Origin of the sequence: Paenibacillus senegalensis JC66, assembly GCF_000285515.1 — a bacterium.
Classification (GTDB): domain Bacteria; phylum Bacillota; class Bacilli; order Paenibacillales; family NBRC-103111; genus Paenibacillus_L; species Paenibacillus_L senegalensis.
The window spans coordinates 1-23,562 of sequence record NZ_HE610966.1; the positions used below are offsets into that span (position 1 = coordinate 1).

24 protein-coding genes are annotated in these 23,562 nt (G+C 47.9%); 1 reads left to right on the forward strand and 23 read right to left on the reverse strand.

Features of this window, described 5'->3' with window-relative positions; translation table 11 throughout:
• Positions 1-276, forward strand: a 276-nt coding sequence (locus PSHG_RS31300) for a hypothetical protein (RefSeq protein ID WP_210436489.1), incomplete at its 5' end; no start/stop codon positions are given.
• A gap of 250 nt (positions 277-526) precedes the next feature.
• On the opposite strand, the gene lysS is transcribed toward PSHG_RS31300, so the two are convergent.
• The 23 genes from lysS to PSHG_RS24780 all read right to left on the reverse strand — a co-directional run bounded on the left by lysS (position 527) and on the right by PSHG_RS24780 (position 23,511).
• Positions 527-2,017, reverse strand: a complete 1,491-nt coding sequence (gene lysS, locus PSHG_RS24670; RefSeq protein ID WP_010279289.1) for a lysine--tRNA ligase — start codon at positions 2,015-2,017, stop codon at positions 527-529.
• Positions 2,018-2,353: 336 nt separating this feature from the next.
• Complete coding sequence (greA, locus tag PSHG_RS24675; RefSeq protein WP_010279293.1) at positions 2,354-2,830, reverse strand: transcription elongation factor GreA; 477 nt, start codon at positions 2,828-2,830, stop codon at positions 2,354-2,356.
• Positions 2,831-3,131: 301 nt separating this feature from the next.
• The gene (dusB, locus tag PSHG_RS24680; RefSeq protein WP_010279297.1) at positions 3,132-4,148 is read right to left on the reverse strand and encodes a tRNA dihydrouridine synthase DusB; all 1,017 of its coding nucleotides are present in this window, start codon (positions 4,146-4,148) and stop codon (positions 3,132-3,134) included.
• Entirely contained in the window at positions 4,148-4,375 is a 228-nt protein-coding gene (locus PSHG_RS24685) for a helix-turn-helix domain-containing protein (protein ID WP_010279301.1), read from the reverse strand. Before PSHG_RS24685 ends, dusB begins: the two co-directional genes overlap by 1 nt.
• Positions 4,327-4,863 carry a 2-amino-4-hydroxy-6-hydroxymethyldihydropteridine diphosphokinase gene (gene folK, locus PSHG_RS24690; protein ID WP_010279305.1) on the reverse strand — a complete coding sequence of 179 codons (537 nt, stop codon included), beginning with the start codon at positions 4,861-4,863 and terminating at the stop codon, positions 4,327-4,329. Before folK ends, PSHG_RS24685 begins: the two co-directional genes overlap by 49 nt.
• A 3-nt stretch (positions 4,864-4,866) precedes the next feature.
• Positions 4,867-5,232, reverse strand: coding sequence for a dihydroneopterin aldolase (folB, locus tag PSHG_RS24695; protein WP_010279308.1), 366 nt, complete (start codon positions 5,230-5,232; stop codon positions 4,867-4,869).
• Between the two features lie 2 nt (positions 5,233-5,234).
• Positions 5,235-6,095 (reverse strand): dihydropteroate synthase, encoded by an 861-nt coding sequence (gene folP / locus PSHG_RS24700; RefSeq protein WP_010279312.1) that lies wholly within the window; start codon positions 6,093-6,095, stop codon positions 5,235-5,237.
• Positions 6,088-6,975 (reverse strand): aminodeoxychorismate lyase, encoded by an 888-nt coding sequence (pabC, locus tag PSHG_RS24705; RefSeq protein WP_010279316.1) that lies wholly within the window; start codon positions 6,973-6,975, stop codon positions 6,088-6,090. Before pabC ends, folP begins: the two co-directional genes overlap by 8 nt.
• A gap of 52 nt (positions 6,976-7,027) precedes the next feature.
• Positions 7,028-7,615: an aminodeoxychorismate/anthranilate synthase component II gene (gene pabA, locus PSHG_RS24710; RefSeq protein WP_010279319.1), complete on the reverse strand. Its 588-nt coding sequence runs from the start codon at positions 7,613-7,615 to the stop codon at positions 7,028-7,030.
• Positions 7,616-7,653: 38 nt separating this feature from the next.
• The gene (locus PSHG_RS24715; protein ID WP_010279322.1) at positions 7,654-9,288 is read right to left on the reverse strand and encodes an anthranilate synthase component I family protein; all 1,635 of its coding nucleotides are present in this window, start codon (positions 9,286-9,288) and stop codon (positions 7,654-7,656) included.
• Positions 9,289-9,443: 155 nt separating this feature from the next.
• Positions 9,444-10,382: a cysteine synthase A gene (cysK, locus tag PSHG_RS24720; RefSeq protein ID WP_010279324.1), complete on the reverse strand. Its 939-nt coding sequence runs from the start codon at positions 10,380-10,382 to the stop codon at positions 9,444-9,446.
• A 252-nt stretch (positions 10,383-10,634) separates the two neighbouring features.
• The gene (locus PSHG_RS24725; protein ID WP_010279326.1) at positions 10,635-11,573 is read right to left on the reverse strand and encodes a peptidylprolyl isomerase; all 939 of its coding nucleotides are present in this window, start codon (positions 11,571-11,573) and stop codon (positions 10,635-10,637) included.
• Positions 11,574-11,594: 21 nt separating this feature from the next.
• Entirely contained in the window at positions 11,595-12,470 is an 876-nt protein-coding gene (hslO, locus tag PSHG_RS24730) for an Hsp33 family molecular chaperone HslO (RefSeq protein ID WP_010279327.1), read from the reverse strand.
• A gap of 60 nt (positions 12,471-12,530) precedes the next feature.
• Positions 12,531-13,304 (reverse strand): type III pantothenate kinase, encoded by a 774-nt coding sequence (locus tag PSHG_RS24735; protein WP_010279329.1) that lies wholly within the window; start codon positions 13,302-13,304, stop codon positions 12,531-12,533.
• Entirely contained in the window at positions 13,301-14,167 is an 867-nt protein-coding gene (gene nadC, locus PSHG_RS24740; protein ID WP_010279331.1) for a carboxylating nicotinate-nucleotide diphosphorylase, read from the reverse strand. The genes PSHG_RS24735 and nadC overlap by 4 nt, the downstream gene beginning before the upstream one ends.
• On the reverse strand, positions 14,167-15,774 hold the full coding sequence (gene nadB / locus PSHG_RS24745) for an L-aspartate oxidase (protein WP_010279333.1): 1,608 nt from the start codon (positions 15,772-15,774) through the stop codon (positions 14,167-14,169). Before nadB ends, nadC begins: the two co-directional genes overlap by 1 nt.
• A 205-nt stretch (positions 15,775-15,979) precedes the next feature.
• A complete protein-coding gene (gene nadA, locus PSHG_RS24750; RefSeq protein WP_010279335.1) occupies positions 15,980-16,918 on the reverse strand; it encodes a quinolinate synthase NadA in 939 nt (312 codons plus the stop codon).
• 296 nt (positions 16,919-17,214) lie between these two features.
• On the reverse strand, positions 17,215-19,245 hold the full coding sequence (ftsH, locus tag PSHG_RS24755) for an ATP-dependent zinc metalloprotease FtsH (protein ID WP_010279339.1): 2,031 nt from the start codon (positions 19,243-19,245) through the stop codon (positions 17,215-17,217).
• 100 nt (positions 19,246-19,345) lie between these two features.
• The gene (gene hpt, locus PSHG_RS24760; protein WP_010279341.1) at positions 19,346-19,885 is read right to left on the reverse strand and encodes a hypoxanthine phosphoribosyltransferase; all 540 of its coding nucleotides are present in this window, start codon (positions 19,883-19,885) and stop codon (positions 19,346-19,348) included.
• 50 nt (positions 19,886-19,935) lie between these two features.
• Positions 19,936-21,357, reverse strand: coding sequence for a tRNA lysidine(34) synthetase TilS (gene tilS, locus PSHG_RS24765; RefSeq protein ID WP_010279342.1), 1,422 nt, complete (start codon positions 21,355-21,357; stop codon positions 19,936-19,938).
• Positions 21,358-21,381: 24 nt separating this feature from the next.
• Complete coding sequence (locus tag PSHG_RS24770; protein WP_010279345.1) at positions 21,382-22,311, reverse strand: protein kinase domain-containing protein; 930 nt, start codon at positions 22,309-22,311, stop codon at positions 21,382-21,384.
• The gene (locus tag PSHG_RS24775) at positions 22,295-23,068 is read right to left on the reverse strand and encodes a vWA domain-containing protein (protein ID WP_010279347.1); all 774 of its coding nucleotides are present in this window, start codon (positions 23,066-23,068) and stop codon (positions 22,295-22,297) included. Before PSHG_RS24775 ends, PSHG_RS24770 begins: the two co-directional genes overlap by 17 nt.
• 194 nt (positions 23,069-23,262) lie before the next feature.
• A complete protein-coding gene (locus PSHG_RS24780; protein WP_148497860.1) occupies positions 23,263-23,511 on the reverse strand; it encodes a hypothetical protein in 249 nt (82 codons plus the stop codon).
• Positions 23,512-23,562: the final 51 nt, after the last annotated feature.

Sequence of the window (23,562 nt, forward strand, 5' to 3'; positions counted from 1 at the left end):
GAAGCTTATTCAAGTACTTTCGGGGGTGCCCCCAACACAGGATGTCCTGTACTGAAAGCAATATATCCGAAAGAGCGATTAGCTCATATCAATCAACGTTTCGCACACGGTCTATTAGACCGCTGCACTGGCTTTATTACTCACTCATTGTTCAGTTTTCAAAGGGCTGTTAAAGCAACATCGCTTATATTGACACAACCAATGATTTATTCATCGTTCATATCAGAGCGACCTTTATATATTAACATCGGAAACAGAAAAATGTCAAGCATTTAATTCAGCATCTTATTCAAAACCAAATATCTGCTATCCATTCAAGCATTCCTGTACTTGCCCTGCTAATGAAAATGTAATGTTTCCTTCTAATTTTGCCCCTGCGATGCTGTTACACACGAGCCGCGCAGCTGTTGACGCCGCCCTCATCACTACTAGACTGTAAGGAGCAAGAGCTCCACCAATTGACCCATCCTGTCGTCAACCTGGTGAAGACTCTTCCTTCCTGATTTATGTCCAGCAGTGGCATGAATTAATGCTTTTCCCTCATATGTGGAAACAACAAGACATCCCGAATGGAAGCCGAGTTGGTCAACAGCATAACCAGTCGGTCTATTCCAATTCCTAAACCGCCTGTCGGAGGCATACCATACTCAAGTGCATGGATGAAATCTTCGTCCATCATATGAGCTTCATCATTGCCAAGCTCTCTTTCCTTCAGCTGTGATTCGAAACGTTCGCGCTGGTCAATAGGATCATTCAGCTCTGTAAAAGCATTAGCATGCTCCCTGGCTACGATAAACAGCTCAAAGCGGTCCGTAAATCGCGGATCGGCTTCACTTTTCTTCGCAAGCGGTGAAATCGCAACAGGATGCCCTGTGATGAACGTAGGCTGAATCAACGTCTCTTCGACAAACATTTCAAAAAACTGATTGACGATGTGCCCAAAGGTCATTCCCGGCTCTACCGGAACTTTATGCTGCTTGGCCAGGGCGATAGCTTCTTCATCCGACATATCTTTCTGAAAATCAATACCGACAACATCACGGATTGCTTCAACCATAGACACACGTCTCCAAGGAGGAGCCAGGTCTATTTCATGTCCTTGATAGTTGATTTTGGTCGTTCCCAGTACATCCTGAGCAATGTGAGCCACTAGTTCTTCCGTTAAACGCATGATGTCTTTGTAGTCTGCGTAAGCCTCATACAGCTCAATCATTGTAAATTCAGGATTATGCCGGGTGGAAATGCCCTCGTTCCGATAGACCCTGCCAATTTCGTATACTTTTTCCAAACCGCCGACTATCAGTCTTTTCAAATGCAGCTCTATTGCGATTCTCATGTACAGCTGCATGTCCAATGCATTGTGATGGGTAATAAAAGGCTTCGCTGCAGCTCCCCCGGCAATCGTATGAAGCGTAGGCGTTTCAACCTCGAGATAACCTTTGGAATCCAAATACCGCCTCATGGATTGAATAATTTTTGAGCGAGTGATGAACGTATCTTTTACTTCTTCATTTACGATCAAATCCACGTAACGCTCGCGATAGCGGGTTTCTACATCTTTAAGTCCGTGGAATTTATCCGGAAGAGGATATAAAGACTTCGTCAGTACTTGAAGGGATTGAACCTTAATAGAAGTTTCGCCCGTTTTAGTCTTAAAAACGACTCCCTTCACCCCTACTAGATCACCAATGTCCAAAATATCAAAGGCCTTGTACTCAACTTCATCGATACTATCTTGACGCACATAGATTTGAATTTTTCCGGTCAGGTCCTGGATATGAGCAAAGGACGCCTTGCCCATTCCACGCTTTTGCATAATCCGGCCGGCCACACTCACCTCGGCATTCAAGTCCGCAAGCTCTTCTTTTGTGCTTTGATCATACTTGTTGATAATGTCGCGGGCCGTGTGCGTCCGTTCGTATTTTTGCCCAAACGGGTCCACTCCCAGCTGCCGCAGCTCGTCCAATTTGTCTCTGCGAATTTTTAGCAGCTCATTTAATTCCAAGACCTCACTCAAGGGAATCATCTCCTTTTTTCACATGCGATAGCTTACGATTGAAAACAAAATGGACAAGCAGCCGCCCGGGCCGCCATACGACAACAAATATGATAGCTTCCCGTACTAGCCTTCCCCTTTTGCCGAGCCGCAGACTCGCTCAGCTTCAACCACATCTGCCATTCGGGGAATTTTCCAAGCCATGCCTTACCCTTAACGTTATTTAGCTTGTCCCTTAGTCTTGCATCTGGATCTCTTTACCAAAGATTACGTGATCGCGAGCCAAACTGCAATGAAAAAAGCTTCCAACGGAAGCTTTTCCATTCCTCTAACCTTACCTGGACCAAAAGGGTGCTGCTATTTCTTGATATCAATAATCTCGTATTGAATAATGCCCGCCGGTACACTGACATCGACCACTGCGCCTTTTTTCTTGCCCAGGATCGATTTACCTACCGGGCTCTCATTGGAAATTTTATTTTGAGAAGGATCGGATTCCGCTGTTCCTACAATGGAATACTCGAAGGTATCATTGTATTCGATATCTCTCAAGGTCACAATGGACCCGATGCTGACCGTGTTGGTGTCCACTTCATCATTATTAATGATGCGGGCATTTCTCAGCATTTTCTCCAGCGTAATAATTCTTCCTTCAATAAAGGCTTGCTCGTTTTTGGCATCTTCGTATTCGGAGTTTTCACTAATATCCCCGTAACCAATAGCAATCTTGATCCGCTCAGCCACTTCGCGCCTTTTGACAGATTTCAAATTTTCCAGTTCTTCTTCCAGCTTCTTTAACCCTTCCTGGGTAAGAATGACTTCTTTTTCACTCATAGCTAAACTCCTGTTCATGTGAAAAATTGTTCAACGACATTGTCCATTTCACTTATGACCTAGCACTGGATGTAAAAAAGGCCACTCTGCCGTAAGAACTCACAATTTATTCGCCTGATCACCTGTGGCAAACAGACTCCAATAAATAATATATTGCTCACATCAATCAAGATGACATTAATTTGGGAAAACCAGTTCCACTAACCCCGCAAAATCATTTATGATGCGCGTTATTGACTGATTATATTGCAACCCCCAACAAAAGTCAATCTACATGAGCCCCTTGGGTTTGCCCATTCTTTTAGTGATGCACAACCGCGTTCCATACGTCTTCCGAGCCGGTAGGCTCCCCAAAAGATTGGACATAATCTTCCAATACATTGACGAGCTTTTCCCTCTCTGTTAATTCCATAATCGTATCCTTAACTTTAGCGGCACCCTTCATCCCCTTCAAGTACCAGGCCATATGCTTGCGCATTTCTTTTACGGCAACCGCTTCGCCTTTCAAGTCGATTAAGCGGTCCAGATGCAGAATTGCGATGCGGATTTTTTCCTGCGGGGTTGGGTCAGGGATGAGTTCGCCTGTGGTCAAATATTGCACGGTACGATACAGCATCCACGGATTGCCAAGCGCTCCTCTGCCAATCATTACCCCATCGCAGCCGGTATGCTCAAGCAGGCGGTGTGCATCTTCCGGAGTAAACACATCGCCATTCCCGATGACCGGAATCGAAACCGCCTCTTTCACTTCCTTGATAATATCCCAATTCGCGGTTCCGCTATACATTTGCACACGGGTGCGGCCATGAACAGAAACGGCTTGGCCTCCGCCATTCTCTACAGCCTTAGCATTCTCCACTGCGTAAATGTGATCCTCATCCCAACCGATTCTCATTTTTACTGTGACAGGTTTGGATACAGCCTTGACCACTGTACTGATCATCTGTTCAATTCTGGATGGATCCAGGAGCCATCTTGCCCCCGCATCACATTTTGTAATCTTGGGGACAGGACATCCCATATTAATATCTATAATATCCGCGTTGGTGTAGCGATCCACCACCTTGGCCGCTTCCACCAATGTTTCCGTATCACCGCCAAAGATTTGCAGGCTCAAGGGCTTCTCCCTTTCATCTACATAAAGCATTTGCATAGTGCGTTCGTTGCCATGGACTATCGCTTTGTCACTTACCATCTCAGCACAAACCAGGCCGGTGCCGAACTCTTTGGCAATTAGACGAAACGCCGGATTGCACACTCCAGCCATAGGAGCCAGCACTACCCTGTTTTTAGCCGTTACGTTTCCGATTTTTAACATTATATCTCCTCCTTTCCTACCGTTCCGGACGGCTGCAGCTCCTCCAGCTCTATCCCTAAAACATCTGCAATATTTTGTAATGTGCGAGAATCCGCGTACCTTGTGCCTCTTTCTATAGATCCAATAATGGACACGGATACGCCTAATGATTCCGCGAGCTCTACCTGAGTATAGCCTTTCAGCTTTCGGAAGGCACGAATTCTCGATGCCAATCCGTTTTTTTCCACAGCCGGACCCCTCCTTTATCCTCACATTTATCTAATAACTCCCGCCACTCGGGATAATCGCTTTCTTCTATAATATCCGCCAAAGGAATCAGCACAAAAGCCCGCTCGTGCATCCTGGGATGAGGTAGGGTAAGCTTGTCGGTGTTTAATTCCGCTTTCTCGTAAAGGAGCATATCCAAATCAATTGTTCTGGGCCCCCAGCGAACGTTCCGCACCCGTCCAAGCTCCGCTTCCACTTGCATCATCCATTCCAGCAGTTCCATTGGAGTCAGTGTCGTTTCCAGCTTGGCAGCCATATTTAAAAAAGGCCCCTGGTCCACTATTCCTACCGGATCGGTTTCGTATATAGAAGAACATCTGCTCACACGGATATGTTCATGGTGTTGAAGCCTGCGCAGAGCTTCCAGCAAATAACGTTCCCGTTCACCCAGGTTGGAGCCCAGGGCAATATACGCTGTAGATGGTCCATTCAAGTGTGTATAATTCATAAGCTATGCCCGCTTTCTGTGTATTTCAATCGTTACTCCATCAAAAAAGACTTTGAAAGGGGGATTAGGCTTATGCACTCGGACAATCACTTCTTCCACCATGGAATAGCACTCCAAAACTTGAACGGCGATCTGTTCAGCCACGGTTTCAATAAGTTGAAAGGTCCTTTCTTCAACCAGTCCTCTTACCGTCTCATATACTTCACCATAATTGACCGTATCCTTCAATTCATCGGATTGTCCCGCCGGCTGCAGCGGAAGATATAGCTCCAGGTCAACCTTAAATCGCTGACCCAGTTTATTCTCTTCGGCATAAACTCCATGATAGCCAAAGAACTGCATTCCGCTCATCACTATCTTGTCCTTCATCATCAGTCCCCCTTCGCCGTAAACGGATTACGGGCAATGGCATCCGCCATTTGTACCGTACGATGAATGGCAGCTACATCATGAACTCTAACTATATCACAGCCCTGGGCAATTCCCCAAACGACCGTTGCTGCAGTTCCTTCTACCACTTCTGCCGCCGGCAAATCCAGGGTTCGCTGAATAAATCTTTTGCGTGATGTCCCTAATAACACCGGAAAACCGAGAGCTGTAACCTGATGCAAATATTTCATCATGATCAGGTTGTGCTCATACGTTTTGGCGAACCCGATACCGGGATCAAGCACGATTTGATGATCGGTTACACCTTGGGCTTTAAGTGCCTCTACCCGCCTTTGCAAGTCGCCAATTACATCGTTCATAAAGTGAACGTATTCCATATTGGGACGATTATGCGTTACGATGATCGGACACTTCTTAGCCGCCGCCACTCCAGCCATTTCCGGATCCAATGCGCCTCCCCACACATCATTAATGATATGTGCGCCTGCTTCAATCGCTTGTCTGGCTACTTCAGCTTTATAGGTATCAATGGAGATCGGGACGCTTACTTCCTCTTTGAGCAATTGAATGACGGGAATAACGCGGGCAAGCTCTTCTTCAGCACTTACTTGCGTATGGCCAGGCCGGGTTGATTCTCCTCCGATATCGAGAATATCGGCTCCCTCCGCCACCATTTGCTTCGCTCTCTCAACCGCAGCACGCAAATCGGTGTAGCGGCCGCCATCGGAGAAGGAGTCGGGAGTCACATTCAAAATCCCCATAATTTGTGTTTTCTGTCCCAGTACGAGCTGATAATTTCCGCAATCAAGCACCCTTTCCGGGTATTTGATATCCCTATACATGTTGGCAGAACTCCCTTACAACGGTTTGGTACTGTTCAAACAATCCTCTAGTGATCTTGCCCGGCTTCCCTGTTCCAATTCTGGTATCCTGGCCGTCCGTGTCCCACAAACAGACAACCGGGACAATGCCTTGGACCGAGTTCGTGAGGAATATCTCATCCGCCCGCTGCAGCTGCTCCCAGGTATAATAACCCTCTTCCATACGCCATCCTTGCTGCTCAACCAGTTCCATAATAAGTTGCCGCGTAATCCCGGGAAGAATACCCGTATCCAAATGAGGGGTATATATCGTCTCATGATGAACAAAAAACAGATTGGTAACCATACCTTCAGCCACATAGCCTCTTGCATCAAGAAACAGCCCTTCTGCACCGGCTGCCCAAGCATACCCGACCAGTTCTCTTTTTGCTAATATATTGTTCATGTAGTGAAAAGACTTCATCCTTCGACCTGATTCCGGTGTATTGCGGCAGAGCTTTAAGCGCTGCAAATGACGGCTTGCGGCTTCCAAAGAGCGGGCTTCAGCCGGCAATTTCTTGATATATAGGATCAGGTTCGGCTCCTCATAGGGCAGCTCAGGCAAGCCAATGTCTCGGCTTCCCGCCGAGACGGATAAGCGCAGGTACGCATCGGTTAGCCGATTACGGAACAGCAGTTCTCGTACAGCTTCAAGCAGCTCCCCCGAATTTGCGGTCCAGGCAATGGAAAGCCGGCGGCAATCTCCCCTCAGTCTTTCGAGATGCCGCTCCCACAAGAAAGGTACACCGTTATAGGTGCGCATCGTTTCAAAAAGGCCCATGCCGTACATAAAACCATGGTCATAGACCGATATTGAGGCCTGCTTTTCTTCCAAGAACCGGCCATTCATGTAAATGATCATATCTGTCCGGCCCCCCTTTGTTCACGGGACTCCTCCCTATTACAAAGAATACCTACTGCTTGCTGCCCGACGCAGTAGTCTGCTGCAAAAAGTTCTTCAGCAGCTGATGCCCGTAATTCGTAATAATGGATTCCGGATGAAACTGGACTCCTTCAATCTGGTATTCCTTATGCCGCAGGCCCATAATTTCACCCTCCGCTGTCTCTGCACTAATTTCCAAACAATCAGGCAGCGTTTCACGGCGAACAACCAGCGAATGATATCTTGTAGCCGTGAATGGGCTTGGGATATCCGTGAAGATGGTTTTTTGATCATGCAGCACTTCCGAGGTCTTGCCGTGCATCAGCCTTTCCGCTCTCACGACTTCTCCGCCGAAAGCCTGGCCAATTGCCTGGTGGCCCAAACAAACTCCAAAAATGGGGATCCTCCCTTTGAATCTTTCAATGAGAGCTAGACTAATCCCTGCCTCATTAGGCGTGCAAGGTCCTGGGGAAACAAGCAAATGATCCGGTTTGAGCTCTTCTATCTCATCCAGAGTAATTTCATCATTGCGGTAAACCAGCACTTTTTCCCCAAGCTCTCCCAAATATTGAACCAGATTGTAAGTAAATGAATCATAATTGTCAATAACAATAATCATAACGCTTCCCCCCGCCTGATCGGATCGCATGAGACCGGCTATGTCTTGTTCAGCAAATCCCCCGTTGTTGATGCCATGTCCTGCGCATTTATATCCTTCGAACTTACAATCCATTCGCTTAATTCTATAGCTTTCCAAAGCGCCTTGGCCTTGTTCAACGATTCTTCATATTCTTTTTCCGGCACAGAGTCAATTACGATCCCAGCCCCGGCCTGCACATGAGCCGTCCCTTGAACAGCTAGCAGCGTACGTATAATTATATTTAATTCCATATTCCCATTGTAGTCAATCCAGCCTAAGGAGCCGGTATAAGGGCCGCGCCTTACTGGTTCAAGCTCCTCGACAATTTCCATCGTGCGGATTTTGGGCGCCCCGGTAATAGTGCCTCCGGGAAAAATCGAAGCAATCACATCATAGAGGCTTTTGCCCTTGGCCAGCTGGCCCTTCACCTCGGAAACGATATGCATCACGTGAGAATAGCTTTCGATGACCATCAGCTCATCGACCTTCACTGTTCCATATTCCGACACTCTGCCGAGGTCATTGCGAAGCAGATCCACCAGCATAATATGCTCCGCTCTTTCCTTCTCGTTCTCAATCAGCTCGCGGGCTAAAGCTTCATCTTCCTCAGGATTCGCTCCACGGCGCCTCGTTCCCGCTATCGGCCGTGTCCGTACCGTGGCTCCCTCCAGCTGAACGAGCAGCTCGGGAGAAGCGGAAACCATTTGAAAGTGGGGTAAACGCAGCAGACCCATATAAGGAGAGGGATTCAGAATTCTTAACCACTCATAAATATCAGTTGGATCAGCCAGGAGCGGCTTGCTCTGCCGAACGGACAAATTGACCTGAAAAACATCTCCTTCTGCAATATAGTTCTGGATTTTATGAACCGCTGCAATAAAATCCTGTTTCGGAAAAACAGGTTGAATAGAAGAAGCAAACTCATCTTCAAATGAGTAGACCTGCTGTTTTTTCAAATAGGACAAGTTCTCCCATAGCTCGACTCGCTGCCGATACTGCTTTTCAGCTTGTTGATCCGCTTTTTTGCCTAATGTATCATCCCACCATTTCTTCATTGCTTGAGCGCGCTCAGCGGTCAAAAGGTAGGCGTTCTCCATGTCGGATGTTTCTGTTTGACCGCCTTTTGCCGAATGATGGACAACGCAAAAAAGGCTCCTGTCGCGATGATCGATGACCCACACTTCTTCAAAACGCATGAATACATAGTCGGGAATCGGCAGATCATCCTTAGCCTGACGCGGAAGCTTCTCCAACGACCTCACGATATCATAAGAAAAATACCCGACACAGCCGCCTAAAAACTTAGGTGCTGCTTCCAGGCGGGGAGAACGGTAAGGCTTCATCCACTTCTCCAGCAAGCGCAGCGGCTTGCCCTCTAGCCGGACAGCTTGTCCATCCGCTGTCTTAAGCAGCCCGCGCTGATCTTTCCCTTCCAATATTTCTATAGGCTCCAGCCCTAAAAAGGTATATCTGCCGCTTTTCCCGCTCTCCAGCACGAACGAAGCGGGATAATCCCTCCAGGCCCTTTGCCAGGTTAACGGACGGTCTTCCCCCTGAGCAAGCGGGTGCCTGACTACATAAGGCAGCATAGAAAACCCTTCACCAGTCCAATGCTGCCATTGCTGTAGAGTTGTCAAAACTTCCTGTTCCATGAAATGACCGTTCCTTCCGAAAAGCACATATCATCCTGCTGCATAGTAGTATTTGCTCCTAAGTATAACTTACTCCACCTGAGGACACCAGTATGATTCCATTGGCAAATCAAAAACCCCCTCGAAGGGGGTCGAATTTCATATCCGATTGCTCGTTACTCTTCAAATTGGTACAACGGAGTACTAAGATAACGCTCACCGTTACTAGGAATAACCGCTACCACTCGCTTGCCTTTTCCAAGCTTCTCGGCTACCTGAAGCGCGGCAAAAATAGCGGCGCCTGAGGAAATTCCTCCGAGGATTCCTTCTTCTTTGGCTACCTTGCGGGCCGTTTCAAATGCATCTTCATTCTCAACGGTGATGACCCCAGTATAGATTTCAGTATCTAAGATATCCGGTACGAAACCAGCTCCAATTCCTTGAATTTTGTGGGGACCGGGTTTGCCTCCGGATAGGATTGGAGACGCTGCTGGCTCAACCGCGTAAATTTCGATGTTAGGAAATTCGGCTTTAAGCACTTCTCCGGCTCCAGTAATAGTTCCGCCTGTGCCAATTCCCGCTACAAACGCATCCAGCCTGCCATCATGGCTCTTGATCGCTTCAACAATTTCAGGCCCGGTTGTTTCCCTGTGGATCTTGACGTTAGCCTGATTCTTAAACTGCTGAGGCATAAAATAATCCGGGTTGGCTTCCTTGAGCTCTTCCGCTTTCTTGATTGCACCCTTCATTCCTTCCGAGCCTGGGGTTAACACCAATTGGGCGCCGTAAGCTCTGAGCAAATTGCGTCTTTCAATACTCATGGTTTCCGGCATTACCAGAATTGCCTTGTAGCCTTTGGCCGCTGCGACCATAGCCAAACCAATTCCCGTATTTCCGCTGGTGGGTTCGATGATCGTGTCCCCTGGCTTAAGCTTTCCTTCAGCTTCCGCTACCTCTACCATGCTGACGGCAATCCGGTCTTTGACTGAGGCCCCGGGATTTTGGAATTCGAGCTTCAAGTAAATCTCCGCAGAATCCTCCGGTACTACACGGTTCAGTTTTACCAATGGAGTATCCCCTATTAGCTGAGTAATATTTTGCACCAATTTGGCCATCAAGAACGCCCTCCCATTTCCGACTATTTCAGTTGGTTTTATAACCTTTATGATAGCAGATCATTTTCCCTATTGTCAATCCTCGGGTTGTCACAAAAAGGAAGTTTTCTTTAATTTCAGCATTTTGCATAAATCCCGCCAGAGCTTTAATCAAAACAAGATATAGATCAAAACGAATAGTTTGTCTATATCTTGCTGCCCCACAATTGATCATATCGAATTATGCAAAATGCTCATCGAAAGAATTACCGCTCAAGAATTCAGCGACTCTTCAAGAGTGATCGCATTGCGCTTCTTACGGAGCATGGAGATGACTTCCCGTAATGGAGGGGCTTTTTGCAAAGAAAGTTCCTTGCGGGCTTTACTGCGAATCTGCTCTTCATCGCCAAGCGAATCTACCCGCCGGTTAGTCAGCTTAATAACTGCAAAGCCTTCATTCAGTTGAATAGGAGCACTAACCTCCCCTACTTCAAGCTGCGATGCCGACTGCAAAATCGCCGGATCGACAAATGGATCATCATCCTCCAGCCAGCCCAAGTCCCCGCCATCTATAGCACTGAAGGTGTCCACTGATCTCGTCTTAGCAAGTTCCGCGAAATCGTGCCCTTGTCTATATAAGGCCAGCACCTCTGCAGCCTGTTCTTCTGTAAAAGTGATAATTTGGGCGATGCGCAAATGCACCCGATCTGCATAATCTTTATTATTGTTCTGCAAGAACTGGTCAACTTCCTCCTCTGTCACCGGAATATCGCGAATTGCCAGCTTTTCCAGCAAGAGCTTGTAGCGAATATCTTCAATAATATCTTCTTTGTCCAAACCAAGCTGCTGCTTCATCGAGCGGTAATAATCCTCCTCACTCTCGTAGCCGCGGCTCATTTCCATAAGTTCCTGCTGTATTTCGCTGTCGGTAATGATTATGCCGTGCTCTTCGGCCTCCAGCTTGATGGCATAACGGTCCAGCATTTCATCGAGCACCTGCGACCCATATTTCTTCATTAAATTAAGCTGCAGTTCGCTCATCCGGATCGTATGATTCCCGATAGCGGCAATAACTCTGTCCTCTTCCTGCGGTGCCGATCCGTTATTGTCCTGAGGAGCAGAGGAGTTTGACTTGATTAATAATCCCGTCAATAAGAGGACAGCCGCGGCCAAGACAATATTAAGACCCCAAACCAGTCTGTGATTTCCCATCCTCATCTCCTCTCGATCTCATCATTTTTGATGCAACTGTTGAATCAGCTGCCGCAGCTCTTCATCGGAAAAGCCATAAGCTTCGTTACAAAAATGACAAACGACCTCTGCCTTGGAATCTTCGCGCAAAATAGCTTCCAGCTCATCAACACCTAGGCTGATAAGCGTTTGTTCTACACGATCTCTCGAGCATTTGCACTGGAACTGAATCGGGCTTTTTTCCAGCGATCTAATCTCGCCCACCGCCGACTCGAGAATTTGTTCAAGAGAGCTGCCGGAGTCCAGCAAAGCTGTAATCGGGGGGAGCTGACTGATCTTCTGCTCTATTTGTGTGATTTCCTCATCCGACAATCCGGGAAGAAGCTGGATTATAAATCCGCCCGCGGCTTTAACCGATAAGTCTCTATCCACCAGAACGCCTAATGCTACAGCGGACGGAGTTTGCTCGGATTTAGCAAAGTAATAGGTAAAGTCCTCCGCCAGCTCACCGGAAATAATCGGCACACTTCCCCGGTAAGGCTCCTTAAGACCTAAGTCTTTGATCACGTACAGGTACCCTTCACCAACTGCTCCCGCTACATCCAGCTTGCCAATAGCATTCAAGGGCAGGTCCGTTTCCGGGTGCTCCACGTAGCCGCGAACATCGCCATGAGCGTTCGCATCAACTACGATTTGACCAAGGGGGCCATCCCCCTTAACCTGAATGGTCAGCTTTTCTTCTCCCTTCTGCATCATGCCCATCATTGCCCCGGCTGTCGCCGTTCTGCCGAGCGCCGCCGTAGCGGTAGGCATACAATGATGTCTTTGCCGCAGCTCTTCAACCAATTCTTTGGTGCGAACTGCAATCGCCCGTACCTTTCCTCCTAATGCGGTCGCCCGCAACAATTGATCCGCCATGTATCGCTCACCCGCTTTTTTATCTGTTCTGTTCTTGTTACTTAGCATTGTTCCTGATTTTTAAGACTGGGGGGAATTCCTTTCATACAAGATCCGCAATCCTTGAAGAGTTAATTGCGGGTCCACCACATCGATCATTCTAGATTCAGTGGCAATCAATTCCGCCAATCCACCAGTAGCTATGACCTTAGGGTTAGTTCCAAATTCATCTCTTATTCGTCCGACGATTCCGTCCACTTGACCGGCGGCGCCGAATATAATTCCCGCTTGCATGGAAGTCACCGGATTGCGGCCAATAATCGACTTCGGCTTCGTCAGTTCGATTCGCGGAAGTTTGGCCGCTCTCTGATAGAGCGCTTCAGTGGAAATCCCTACACCCGGGGTAATGGCCCCGCCTATGTACTGTGCAGATTCATCGATATAACAAAAGGTGGTTGCCGTGCCGAAGTCTACAATGATGAGCGGCGTACCGTACAGCTCAATTCCGGCCACAGCATTCACAATCCGGTCAGCTCCGACCTCTCTTGGGTTCTCATAACGGATATTTAGTCCGGTTTTTATACCGGGACCAACTACGTAAGGAGTTTTCTTAATATACTTAACACTAAGCTGCTCAAGGGCAAACATAAGTGGAGGGACTACAGAGGAAATGATTACGCCTTCGACATCCGCTAAATCAAGTCCAGCGTGCTGGAATAAATTATAAACCGTCATGCCGTACTCATCCGGCGTAGCGGTCCGGTTGGTGCTTAGCCTCCAATGATGCAGAAGCTGCTGCTGCTTGTAAATGCCTAGAACGATATTGGTATTGCCCACATCGACAACTAATATCATACCTGCTGCCCCTTTGTCTTATTTAAGTCCAGACTGATATCCAGCGCATTCACCGAGTAGGTTAATCGGCCAACCGAGATTACATCGACTCCGGTTTCCGCGACGGCACGAATATTTTCCAAATTAATTGAGCCCGAGGCCTCAATAATGATGTGGGGGGAATGACTCTTGCTTAGCTGGACGGCCTTCTTCATAAGCTCAGGTGTCATATTATCGAGCATAATGATATCGGGCTGTTCAGCCAGCGCCTCTTCCAGCTGGGCGAGGTTTTCCACTTCAACTTCTATTTTCATCGTATGGGGAATGTAAGCTCTAGCCGCGCGAATAGCCGGAGCTATTCCGCCTGCGCCTACGATATGATTATCCTTAATCATCACCGCATCGTATAACCCAAAGCGGTGGTTATGCCCGCCGCCTACTTTTACAGCGTACTTCTCCAGCATCCTATGGCCGGGTGTTGTTTTACGCGTATCGACAAGACGAGCCTTTGTCCCCGTGGTTTGTTCCACGAACTGTCTGGTGCGGGTCGCGATCCCGGACATTCTTTGCAATAGATTGAGGGCGAGCCGCTCGCCTGTCAGTATGCTCCGGGTAGCTCCTTGCACCTTGGCGATGATCGTCCCTTTTTCAGCAAAATCGCCTTCTGCTATGGCGGCATTAAATTGCAGTGAAGAATCAACTATACGAAACACTTCTTCGGCAACCGGCAGTCCCGCTATATACCCGCTTTCCTTCACATGTAAGATCCCTACCGATTGACTTTCAACAGGAATGGTTGCTTCGGTTGTTACATCCCCACTGCCAATATCCTCTCTTAACCAGAGACGAATTTGATCAGCAAAAGTTTCGTTTTTTGTAAACATTAGTTCATCCACTCCTCTAGAATCCCGTCCTTACGACTGAATACGATATGCTTTCTCCAGAGCAAATCATCTTTTTTCGGAAAGTCCTCCCGGTAATGGCCGCCGCGGCTTTCTTCTCTAATTAGAGAAGCTTTTGCGGCAAGCAGCGCACAGGTCAGCAGGTTGGCAAATTCATACTCCTCACGTTTGGTGAGGCAGCTGTCAAAGATAGGCAGCTGGCGCAGAAGCTCCTCATATCCCTTTTCCAATCCTTTAGCATTTCGGGACAGCCCTACGTAACGGAGCATAATTTTTTGCAGCTTAAGCCGCTTCTCAATAAAGGGCTGCGTACTTGTATCCTTGACATTCTTCGTGTAAGAAATAACAGGAGTTGAGGGCAGCGGCGGAAGGGAAAGAATCTCCTGTACAATGCGTCTCCCAAATACTACTGCTTCAGATAGTGAATTGCTGGCCAGACGATTGGCTCCATGCACACCTGTCGATGAAACCTCGCCGCAGGCGAATAGCCGCTTCACCGAAGTTTCTCCCATCAGCCCGGTTTTGACGCCACCCATCATATAGTGTGCGGCAGGGGCTACAGGTATCCAGTCTGAAGCCAGATCGAGCCCGTAGGAAATGCAAAATTCATAAATGGTAGGAAATCGCTGTTTAACTTTATCGGCAGCCTCATGCGTAAAATCAATAAATACAAAGGTCGAGTTGGTTTTCTCCATCTCCCGGACGATCGCACGGGCTACTACATCCCGCGGCGCAAGCTCCAGTTGAGGGTGGTAATTTTGCATAAATCGTTCCCCATGAATGTTGCGAAGTACAGCCCCTTCTCCGCGGACAGCTTCGGAAATCAAAAATCTTGGAGCACCCGGGTATACTAGAGCTGTAGGATGGAACTGAATAAATTCCATATCACGAATTAAGGCGCCTGCGCGATAAGCCAGAGCAATACCGTCTCCAGTCGCAATTACCGGATTGGTTGTATATCGGTACAATTGACCTGTCCCGCCTGTGCACAGCACAGTCGCTTGGGCTCTGACAAAGAGCTGTTTGCCGTCCGGTTTCTGAATCAAAGCACCGTAACATTCCCCATCCTCGGAGATTAAATCGATAACAAAATGGTCATCCCACACTTCAATGTTTGGATGCTTCATAGCCTTCTCAGAGAGTGCTCTCACGATCTCAAAGCCAGTCGCATCACCGTTGGCATGCAGGATTCTGCGCTGACTGTGGGCTCCTTCGCGGGTCAAAGCCAATTCCCCGTTCTCCTGGTCGAACTGGGCCCCCATATGAATCAAGTCGCGCACACCTTCCGGGCCCTCATGAACGAGAACATCCACCGCTTCGGGGTCGCATAAACCAGCCCCGGCTATCAAGGTGTCCTGGCGATGATAGGCTGGAGAGTCATTTTTAGAGATGACTGCAGCTATTCCCCCCTGTGCATAGCGGGTGTTGCTTTCCATAATAGTTTTTTTAGTGATTAGCAATACTTTGCGATTTTCAGCGGCTTTAATTGCAGTGAACAGTCCGGCAATACCGGCCCCGACGACCAACACTTCGGCTTCATAGCTGGGCCACTGCTCCAAATGAATATCAGTTAAATACCGGGGAATCATCCGTTTCACCTTTCTTTATGAAAATGAGCCCATAGTCAGCAAACCGCCCAGCGGAAAGCTTGTCCTTTCCTTTCTGAGACGGTCGCTGCCGTAGCTATTTGTTATTTGCCGAATAGACTAATATTCTTGTGGAAATCTGGGGTGGAAAGTTTGCATTCAGGCCACAGATGGTTGGAAACCCGCATACAAAGGAAAGCAGCGCATGCTACTTTACCTGCAGCATGCGCTCTAAAGACAACCTGGCCTGATCCGCGATATGAGGTGGAACATAAATTTGAGGAGACATCGTCTCCAGGCATTTGGCCACTTTCTTTAAATTGTTCACTTTCATATTCGGACAAACGAGATACTTAGTTGCAAAATGGAATGTTTTATCCGGGCTATCTTTGCGCAGCTGATATCCGGTTCCATCTTCAGTACCAACGATAAATTCTTTGGCCGGCGATTCCTTGCAGTATTTAATAATCGCCGTAGTACTTCCGACAAAATCACCCAGCTTAACAACTTCCGGACGGCATTCAGGATGAACAACAAATTCCGCTTCCGGATACTTGGCCTTCATCTCTTCAACATCGCGTACAGTCAGCATGTCGTGAGTGTTGCAGTAGCCTTCCCAGATAATCATTTTCTTATCTGTGAATTTTGACACATAGTCACCCAAATTTTTATCCGGTACCCAGATGATCTCATCGGAATCGACGGATTCGATAACTTTTATGGCGTTAGCGGAGGTGCAGCAAATATCCGTTTCCGCCTTAACCTCTGCGGAGGTGTTAATATAAGCCACGACTTTGGCATTCGGGTGCTTCTTCTTCAAAGCTCTCAAGCCGTCTACATTTACCATGTCAGCCATGGGACAACCGGCTCTCTCGTCCGGAATGATGACGGTCTTATTCGGGGCCAGAATCTTAGCACTTTCGCCCATAAAATGAACGCCGCAAAAAACAATGACATCGGCATCTGTGGAAGCCGCTTTTTGCGCCAGCAAGAAGGAATCCCCCCGAAAATCAGCTACTTCCTGAATCTCGTCCCGCTGGTAATAATGCGCCAAAATAATCGCATTCCTTTCCTTCTTCAACTGAAGGATCCGCTCTTTCAACTGTTGGTTCTGCTCTTCTTTTCTTGCCAAAGCAAGAGCCTCCATGCTTACTCCCCCTCCTAGCCCCAGATGGGACCAATTAAAAACAATGTATGACCCCTAGTGGTATTATGTTTGTACAAAAAAATAAAATTTATCAAAGCATTCCTTGAGAATTCCCCCAAGTTTAACCCTAATTTACACAACCTCGCGCAAGGTGTCAATGCATAAAAATGCATAAATCCCCCATCAAGTGAAGCTTTGACCCGCTGTTTCTCATGGTTACTGATAAATTCTACGCAGGTCAACAAAAATCAGGCAGGAGCGCTATCCGCGTTCCTGCCTGATTACTTGGCATCTTCCTATTCATCATTTTCTTTCTTATCATCTGACTTGGTGCTGTCGTCTTTTTTATCTTGGTCTTCGGATCTATTAGAGGGCTTTTGCTTGTTCTGCCCTTGAATTTTCACCCGGAGTTCTTCCTCACGCTTGTAAGCATCATAAGCCGATTCGCTCGCTGAACGCTCGGAGCGCTCTGCTCTTTCTTTTTCGTTGGCTGTATCTTCACCTACTGTGCCATGCTCGATCAAATGAATGATTTGTTCCTTAACCAGCGTTTCGCGCTGAAGTAAAGTATTAGCTACCAGATGAACCTTGTCCTCATACTTCTGCAAGATTTCTTTGGCCTTGGCGTAACACTCACGAATCATTCTTTGCATTTCCTGATCAATTTCATAAGCTATCGCATCACTGTAATTCTGTTCATGACCAATGTCTCTTCCTAAGAAAACCTGGCCTTGCGAGCTGCCGAATTGCATAGGTCCCAGCTTCTCGCTCATACCGTAATCGACAATCATACGACGGATGATCGAAGTGGCTTTGTTGAAATCATCATACGCACCGGTTCCGATTTCACCGATAAACAATTCTTCCGCAACCCGGCCTCCCAAAAGGCCTGTCACTTGATCCAGCAGTTCGGACTTGGTCACAACTAATGGATCTTCAGCTTCCTTGGGCTGCATCATCACATAACCGCCAGCCCGGCCGCGGGGAACGATGGTTACCTTGTGAACCATCCATGCATCACGTGCATAGTAACCGATGATCGCATGACCGGATTCATGATAGGCGAGAACTTTTCTGTCGCGTTCACTGATGACCCGGCTTTTCTTCTGAGTTCCGACTACGACCCGGTCGAAAGCTTCTTCAACATCTGCCATGCCGATTTCTTTCTTATTGCGGCGGGCCGCTATCAAAGCTGCTTCATTCAGCAAATTCTCCAGGTCTGCACCGGTAAACCCGGTCGTATAACGGGCAAGAACGTCCATCTTGACATCGTTAGCTAACGGCTTGTTACGCGCATGTACTTTAAGCACAGCCTCCCTGCCCTTGACATCCGGACGATCGACCGTAATTTGGCGGTCAAAACGACCAGGACGCAGCAAGGCCGGATCAAGAATGTCAGGCCGGTTCGTTGCGGCGATAATGATGATGCCTTCATTAGCGCCAAAACCGTCCATCTCGACCAAAAGCTGATTGAGCGTTTGCTCGCGCTCGTCGTGTCCTCCACCGAGCCCGGCTCCCCTTTGACGTCCGACAGCATCGATCTCGTCAATGAAAATAATACAAGGGGCGTTTTTCTTCGCGTTCTCGAATAAGTCGCGAACACGGGATGCACCGACCCCGACAAACATTTCAACAAAGTCGGAACCACTTATGCTGAAGAACGGAACACCCGCTTCTCCTGCAACTGCTCTCGCTAACAAGGTTTTACCCGTACCGGGGGGCCCGTTTAGCAGCACACCCTTAGGTATTCTTGCGCCTACAGCTGCGAATTTCCGCGGATCTTTTAAAAACTCAACGACCTCAACCAATTCCTGCTTCTCTTCATCTGCGCCAGCGACATCTTCAAAGGTGACTCGTTTTTTCTCTTCATTATATAGACGAGCCTTGCTCTTGCCGAAGTTCATCACCTTGCCGCCGCCGCCCTGGGCCTGATTCATCAGGAAGAAGAACAGGATGAAGATGATGACGAACGGAATAAGCGTAGTCAGAAAGGTGAGCCAAATGCTCCCTTCTTCCGCTTTCTCGTGGATTTCCTCCACGTTGCTCTCTTCAATGAGTGCAATAACTCTTTCGTCCATAGGGGCTCGGGTGACAAAGTTGGTACCCGATTCATATTTACCCCTGATCACATACGTGTAGCCTTCCGGCTTCACGGTTACTTCAGTGATCCTATCCCCCGCTTCTGCAGCGTTCGTGATTTCATTGCGGAACTGGCTGTACGAAATCTGCTCCTCTAAATTGTTCTGAGCACCAATAAACCTCCAGATTCCAACAACGACTAAAAAGAGAATTAGATAAAAACCAGTATTTCGGAGGACCCGATTCATCCCCTACCTCCTCTCAAACGGCACACTTGTTTTATTTTACCACAGCTGGTCTGCGCTTCACAACAAAGCGGGAAACAAAGCGAACAGCCGAAGGTAGTCTCTAGTCAGAGTATACTTCTTGCTTCAGAATGCCGACGTAAGGCAGGTTCCTGTACTTCTCCGCATAATCTAAGCCATAGCCTACAATGAATTCATCCGGAAGGGTAAAGCCCTTGTAATCCGGCTCGATCTTCACAGTCCTGCGAGCGGGCTTGTCAAACAGAGTTACAACCGAAACAGAGTGTGCGTTTCTTCTTTTTAATGTGTCGATTAAGTAATTTAAAGTAAGTCCACTGTCTATAATATCTTCTACAATAAGAATGTCCCGCCCTTCTGCCGGAACGTCGAGATCCTTGATGATTTTGACTTCCCCTGAGGATCTCGTTGACTGTCCATAACTGGACACGGCCATAAAATCCAGCTCCATGGGAATGGTGATGCGCTTGACCAAATCACCCATAAAGATAAAAGCGCCCTTCAAAACACAGATGACAAACAAATTGCGGCCGCGGTAGGCTTCGCTTATCTGTTCGCCAAGTTCCGCAACCTTACGGTTGATTTCTTCTTCGCTGAAAAGTACTTGTTGTATGTCGTTATGCAAACGATGCAACCCCCTACTTCATATCCTATGTGACAACAAATTTCCGCATGCTAAACCATTTCCGACTGCTCTTCACTAATGACTATGTATAAAAAACGGGTCGTGCTATCTGTTACCGATGCATGAGCGGAACGCTTAACACCAGGAATCCATAACACCGAATTTTCTGAATCTACAAGCAAGGGCATGTGATCCCTCTTTCTTGGAGGGAGTTTAGCATCGATGAAAATATCTTTTACCTTTTTTGAGCCATTTAAACCAAAAACCTGCATCCGGTCCCCATTCCTTCGGTTACGAATAACTAACGGCAGACGCAAACGGTCATAATCAAATACCGCAGCCCGCCCGGCAAGCTCATTATGCAGCTCCGGCAAGGTATCCAAGATCATGTATTTCACATATTTACCCGTATTGGCGATCTCAAAACCATTCATTGTGAAATCCAGCGAATACTCAAAAAGAGCAGCTGGCTTATATCCCACTACTAGTGATATACGGTCATACTCCTTGAAAAAAGAGAGGTTTCTATGTATATCTAATGTCAGGTTTGAGGGGGCATTTCTCCCTATCGCCAACCGCATAGATTCTATAGCAGCGAAATCCACGGAATCCGCGCAGCAATCGAGATAATTTAATATTAGTTTAATCAAACGCCTTTGTAAAGCAACATGTAGAGTTAAGAAAGCTTTTGCCGAAAATGACATCTCACCTTCTGTATCGCTTTGGACCAGCTGCTTAAAAGCTTCCTCGCTTTCACTGTTCAGGTAGTCTTCCTCTGCGCGCATCATACCTGCTAAACGGTTAAGATTTTCAACAAAATGGGGGTTGTAGGATTGCAGATAAGGAATCGCGTCTAAGCGGATGCGATTGCGGGTGTACTTACGTTCGGCGTTACTGCTGTCTAGCTGATATTCCAGCTTATGCTCCTTGCAGTAGCCAATAAGTTCCTCTTTGTGCACATCAAGAAGCGGTCTGACTAATTGCAAGCCATTCCAGGATTGGCTGTAAGCCATTCCAGCTAGGCCAGATGGCCCCGTCCCGCGAATCAGCCTCATCAGGATTGTCTCCGCTTGATCATCCGCATGATGCCCCAATACTATCTTCCTTGCCTTAAATTGCCCTGCCACATGGGCAAGAAATTGGAGCCGCTTCTCCCTTGCCGCATTCTGGGCATTGTCACCTGTTTCCCGAATATAGGCGGGAACATCGATAACAGCGATTTGACATGGGATGCCGGCCTGCTCGGCCCAGCCCTGAACAAACTCAGCCTCAAGTACAGACTCTTCTTTCCTGAACTGGTGATTGACATGGCCGATCATCAGCTTCCAGTTCCAGGTCTTTGCCAGCTGTAACAGCAGATGAATCAGCGCCATCGAATCCGGTCCGCCGGAAACCGCTGCTACCAGGCGTTCACCGGGTGCGATCAATTTTTCTTGCTGAATAAGCTGCTCTACCTTGTGGATCAACTGCATCTTCTTTATAGTCCTTTCCGGTAATTATCGCAAGCCTTCAATCCACAGCCAGTAGAGGGCTGTGCCAAATAGAACTACAGAAGCGGCAAAACCCGCCCCCAGCCAATGATTCAAGAACGAGGTTTTGGCCCTTGTCTCGCTGCGGCCACTGGCTAGCGGGATCTTCCGCCAGTGTGCCAGAGCTTCCCTAGAGGAGGCAAATCCTCCCCGCCACGCTTTCCGCAAAAAGGCTTTGTAATTGGCAAGTCCCGGATTGCGCTCAAGTTCATCCTCCAGCAATTCCAAAGTACGATTTTGCGGAAGCAATTGGGGACCAAGCAGGCTATGTTTAGTCCCTGCCAGCTGGCAGCAGATGATAGCAAAGGAAAAAAGATCGTACTGCTCATCCGCCTTCCGGCTGCCAGCTCCCCATGAGCCCCGGTCATACCATTCGGTAAACTGCCTTACACCATTTCCAATTTCAGTAACTCCGCCAAAATCAATAAGCTCTACATCGCCATAAGCGGTCGTAATTAAGTTTTCCATCTTCAAATCGCCAAAGCAGTAGCCCATTTGATGCAGGCTAACAAGCTTGCGTAAAACATGAATTCCGATGATTCCTATCCACTCACTCCCATGCTGGCTTACAAAATGCAGAGGAGAATCTCCGCGAAAATATTTCATCACATAGAAAGAGCTTACCTTGCCTGAAGACTCTGTATCATCGGCATCAATCAAATAACCTTTAAATTCTTTGCAGGAATTGGACAGCTTGCGCACAATGTTTATTTCGGACTGCAGATCAACCGTGTTGGCGCCAAGCTTCAAAGCAAATCGCTTGCTGCCCTGACTGACTAAATAAACTTTTCCGTTCGCGCCTTCACCCAGCTTGCGCTCAAACCGGTACTTGCGCCCGTTCCATTTCCCATGGATCGTATAGCCTGCTGGAAAATCTGGTTCAGACCATATAGTCACTTAACATCCCGCCTTCGTCAGGCAATGCGACAGAGGGGTTTCCCCTTTGCCATTGATCCGCTTCACTCAACCTTGGGCCACCCGCCTGATATTGAAGCATATGGTTGATGACACTGAGCAGTGCAGGGCCAGTAGGCGTTGTTCCTTTCATGTTTAAGTTATAGAATAAATCCCGCATATTTGCAAGCTGCTGAGTCCATGGAACTTCCAGACTAACCTCCCTGCACCCTGACGGGTCTGGAAAACGGAAAACCGCCAGCTCGCTTACACCTTTTCGGGCTTGCAGGCTGAGCATAAGGTCTCTTGCCGCCAGCTTCACCGAGGCTATCTTAGGAAGCATGCTTGAACTGCAATCAATCAGTAAAGCCACCCTTAAATCAATCGATTCGGATAAACGGTCAATCACTTCAACCACCTGTCCCCTGCGCTCAGGATGAAGCTGTTCCACACTCGTCTGCGGTCCCATGATCTGGCGCAGCTCTTCATTAACCATGTCCCGGATCGTATGTACGGCCGTTTTTCTTGTCATCATCTGCATGGTACCGGCGATCTGATGAGGCACCACCAAACGGCTCATTCCCCCTCCTGCCCTGGCTATATCGCTAATTTCCTGCCAGCCGGAGCCGCTCTCCCCCTCCGATCCGGTTATCCCTATGACATGAACAATAATTCCTTCCGCATATGCCTTTGCTGCTGCTGCAACCGGACTTGCGCCCACATTCGAACAGCCATCAGTCACTAGAATAATTTGGTTCACTAGGTTAGTCCCCTTTCGTGGCGTACCAGCATATTATGGCATTGTCATTCACACGCCCATTACCAATTATTGACTGCTTTTAACAGGGATATAACTTAGTATTTTACCTGAATTTCCGGTTACCCTTTGGAGCACGCCAGCTTGAATCAATTAAACCAAGCAAAAAAGCCCTGCTCTACTGGAGCAAGACTCCCTTATTCTCTCGCCTTCTGATGGCTCGGCGCTACCTGGACAGCTGGCTCTCCCCCTTGCCTTTCACTTTTGGCTATATCCGTAACCCCTCCCGTCTGCAGCGAGCCTGAGAATACCAGCCCCAAAATGATTGCGGCGCTAACAGACAGCATCCCTAGTATCTTCAGCTTCTTCGTGCTGCCTGTGGCCATTAAATATAACCCGGCAGCTACCCAAACCGGAAGCGCCAATAAAAAGATCAGCTTCATCACCTCCTTTCCTCTTTATGAGCTATCGTCAATAATGATCGGCTGGTGGTTATC

Bases quoted from the DNA above. Each gene is read 5' to 3' on its own strand.
- greA (WP_010279293.1), bottom strand. From the start codon at position 2,830: ATGAGTGAAAAAGAAGTCATTCTTACCCAGGAAGGGTTAAAGAAGCTG.
- dusB (WP_010279297.1), bottom strand. From the start codon at position 4,148: ATGTTAAAAATCGGAAACGTAACGGCTAAAAACAGGGTAGTGCTGGCT.
- folK (WP_010279305.1), bottom strand. From the start codon at position 4,863: ATGAATTATACACACTTGAATGGACCATCTACAGCGTATATTGCCCTG.
- folB (WP_010279308.1), bottom strand. From the start codon at position 5,232: ATGAAGGACAAGATAGTGATGAGCGGAATGCAGTTCTTTGGCTATCAT.
- folP (WP_010279312.1), bottom strand. From the start codon at position 6,095: ATGTATAGGGATATCAAATACCCGGAAAGGGTGCTTGATTGCGGAAAT.
- pabC (WP_010279316.1), bottom strand. From the start codon at position 6,975: ATGATCATTTACATGAATGGCCGGTTCTTGGAAGAAAAGCAGGCCTCA.
- pabA (WP_010279319.1), bottom strand. From the start codon at position 7,615: ATGATTATTGTTATTGACAATTATGATTCATTTACTTACAATCTGGTT.
- PSHG_RS24715 (WP_010279322.1), bottom strand. From the start codon at position 9,288: ATGGAACAGGAAGTTTTGACAACTCTACAGCAATGGCAGCATTGGACT.
- cysK (WP_010279324.1), bottom strand. From the start codon at position 10,382: ATGGCCAAATTGGTGCAAAATATTACTCAGCTAATAGGGGATACTCCA.
- PSHG_RS24725 (WP_010279326.1), bottom strand. From the start codon at position 11,573: ATGGGAAATCACAGACTGGTTTGGGGTCTTAATATTGTCTTGGCCGCG.
- hslO (WP_010279327.1), bottom strand. From the start codon at position 12,470: ATGGCGGATCAATTGTTGCGGGCGACCGCATTAGGAGGAAAGGTACGG.
- PSHG_RS24735 (WP_010279329.1), bottom strand. From the start codon at position 13,304: ATGATATTAGTTGTCGATGTGGGCAATACCAATATCGTTCTAGGCATT.
- nadC (WP_010279331.1), bottom strand. From the start codon at position 14,167: ATGTTTACAAAAAACGAAACTTTTGCTGATCAAATTCGTCTCTGGTTA.
- nadB (WP_010279333.1), bottom strand. From the start codon at position 15,774: ATGATTCCCCGGTATTTAACTGATATTCATTTGGAGCAGTGGCCCAGC.
- nadA (WP_010279335.1), bottom strand. From the start codon at position 16,918: ATGGAGGCTCTTGCTTTGGCAAGAAAAGAAGAGCAGAACCAACAGTTG.
- ftsH (WP_010279339.1), bottom strand. From the start codon at position 19,245: ATGAATCGGGTCCTCCGAAATACTGGTTTTTATCTAATTCTCTTTTTA.
- tilS (WP_010279342.1), bottom strand. From the start codon at position 21,357: ATGCAGTTGATCCACAAGGTAGAGCAGCTTATTCAGCAAGAAAAATTG.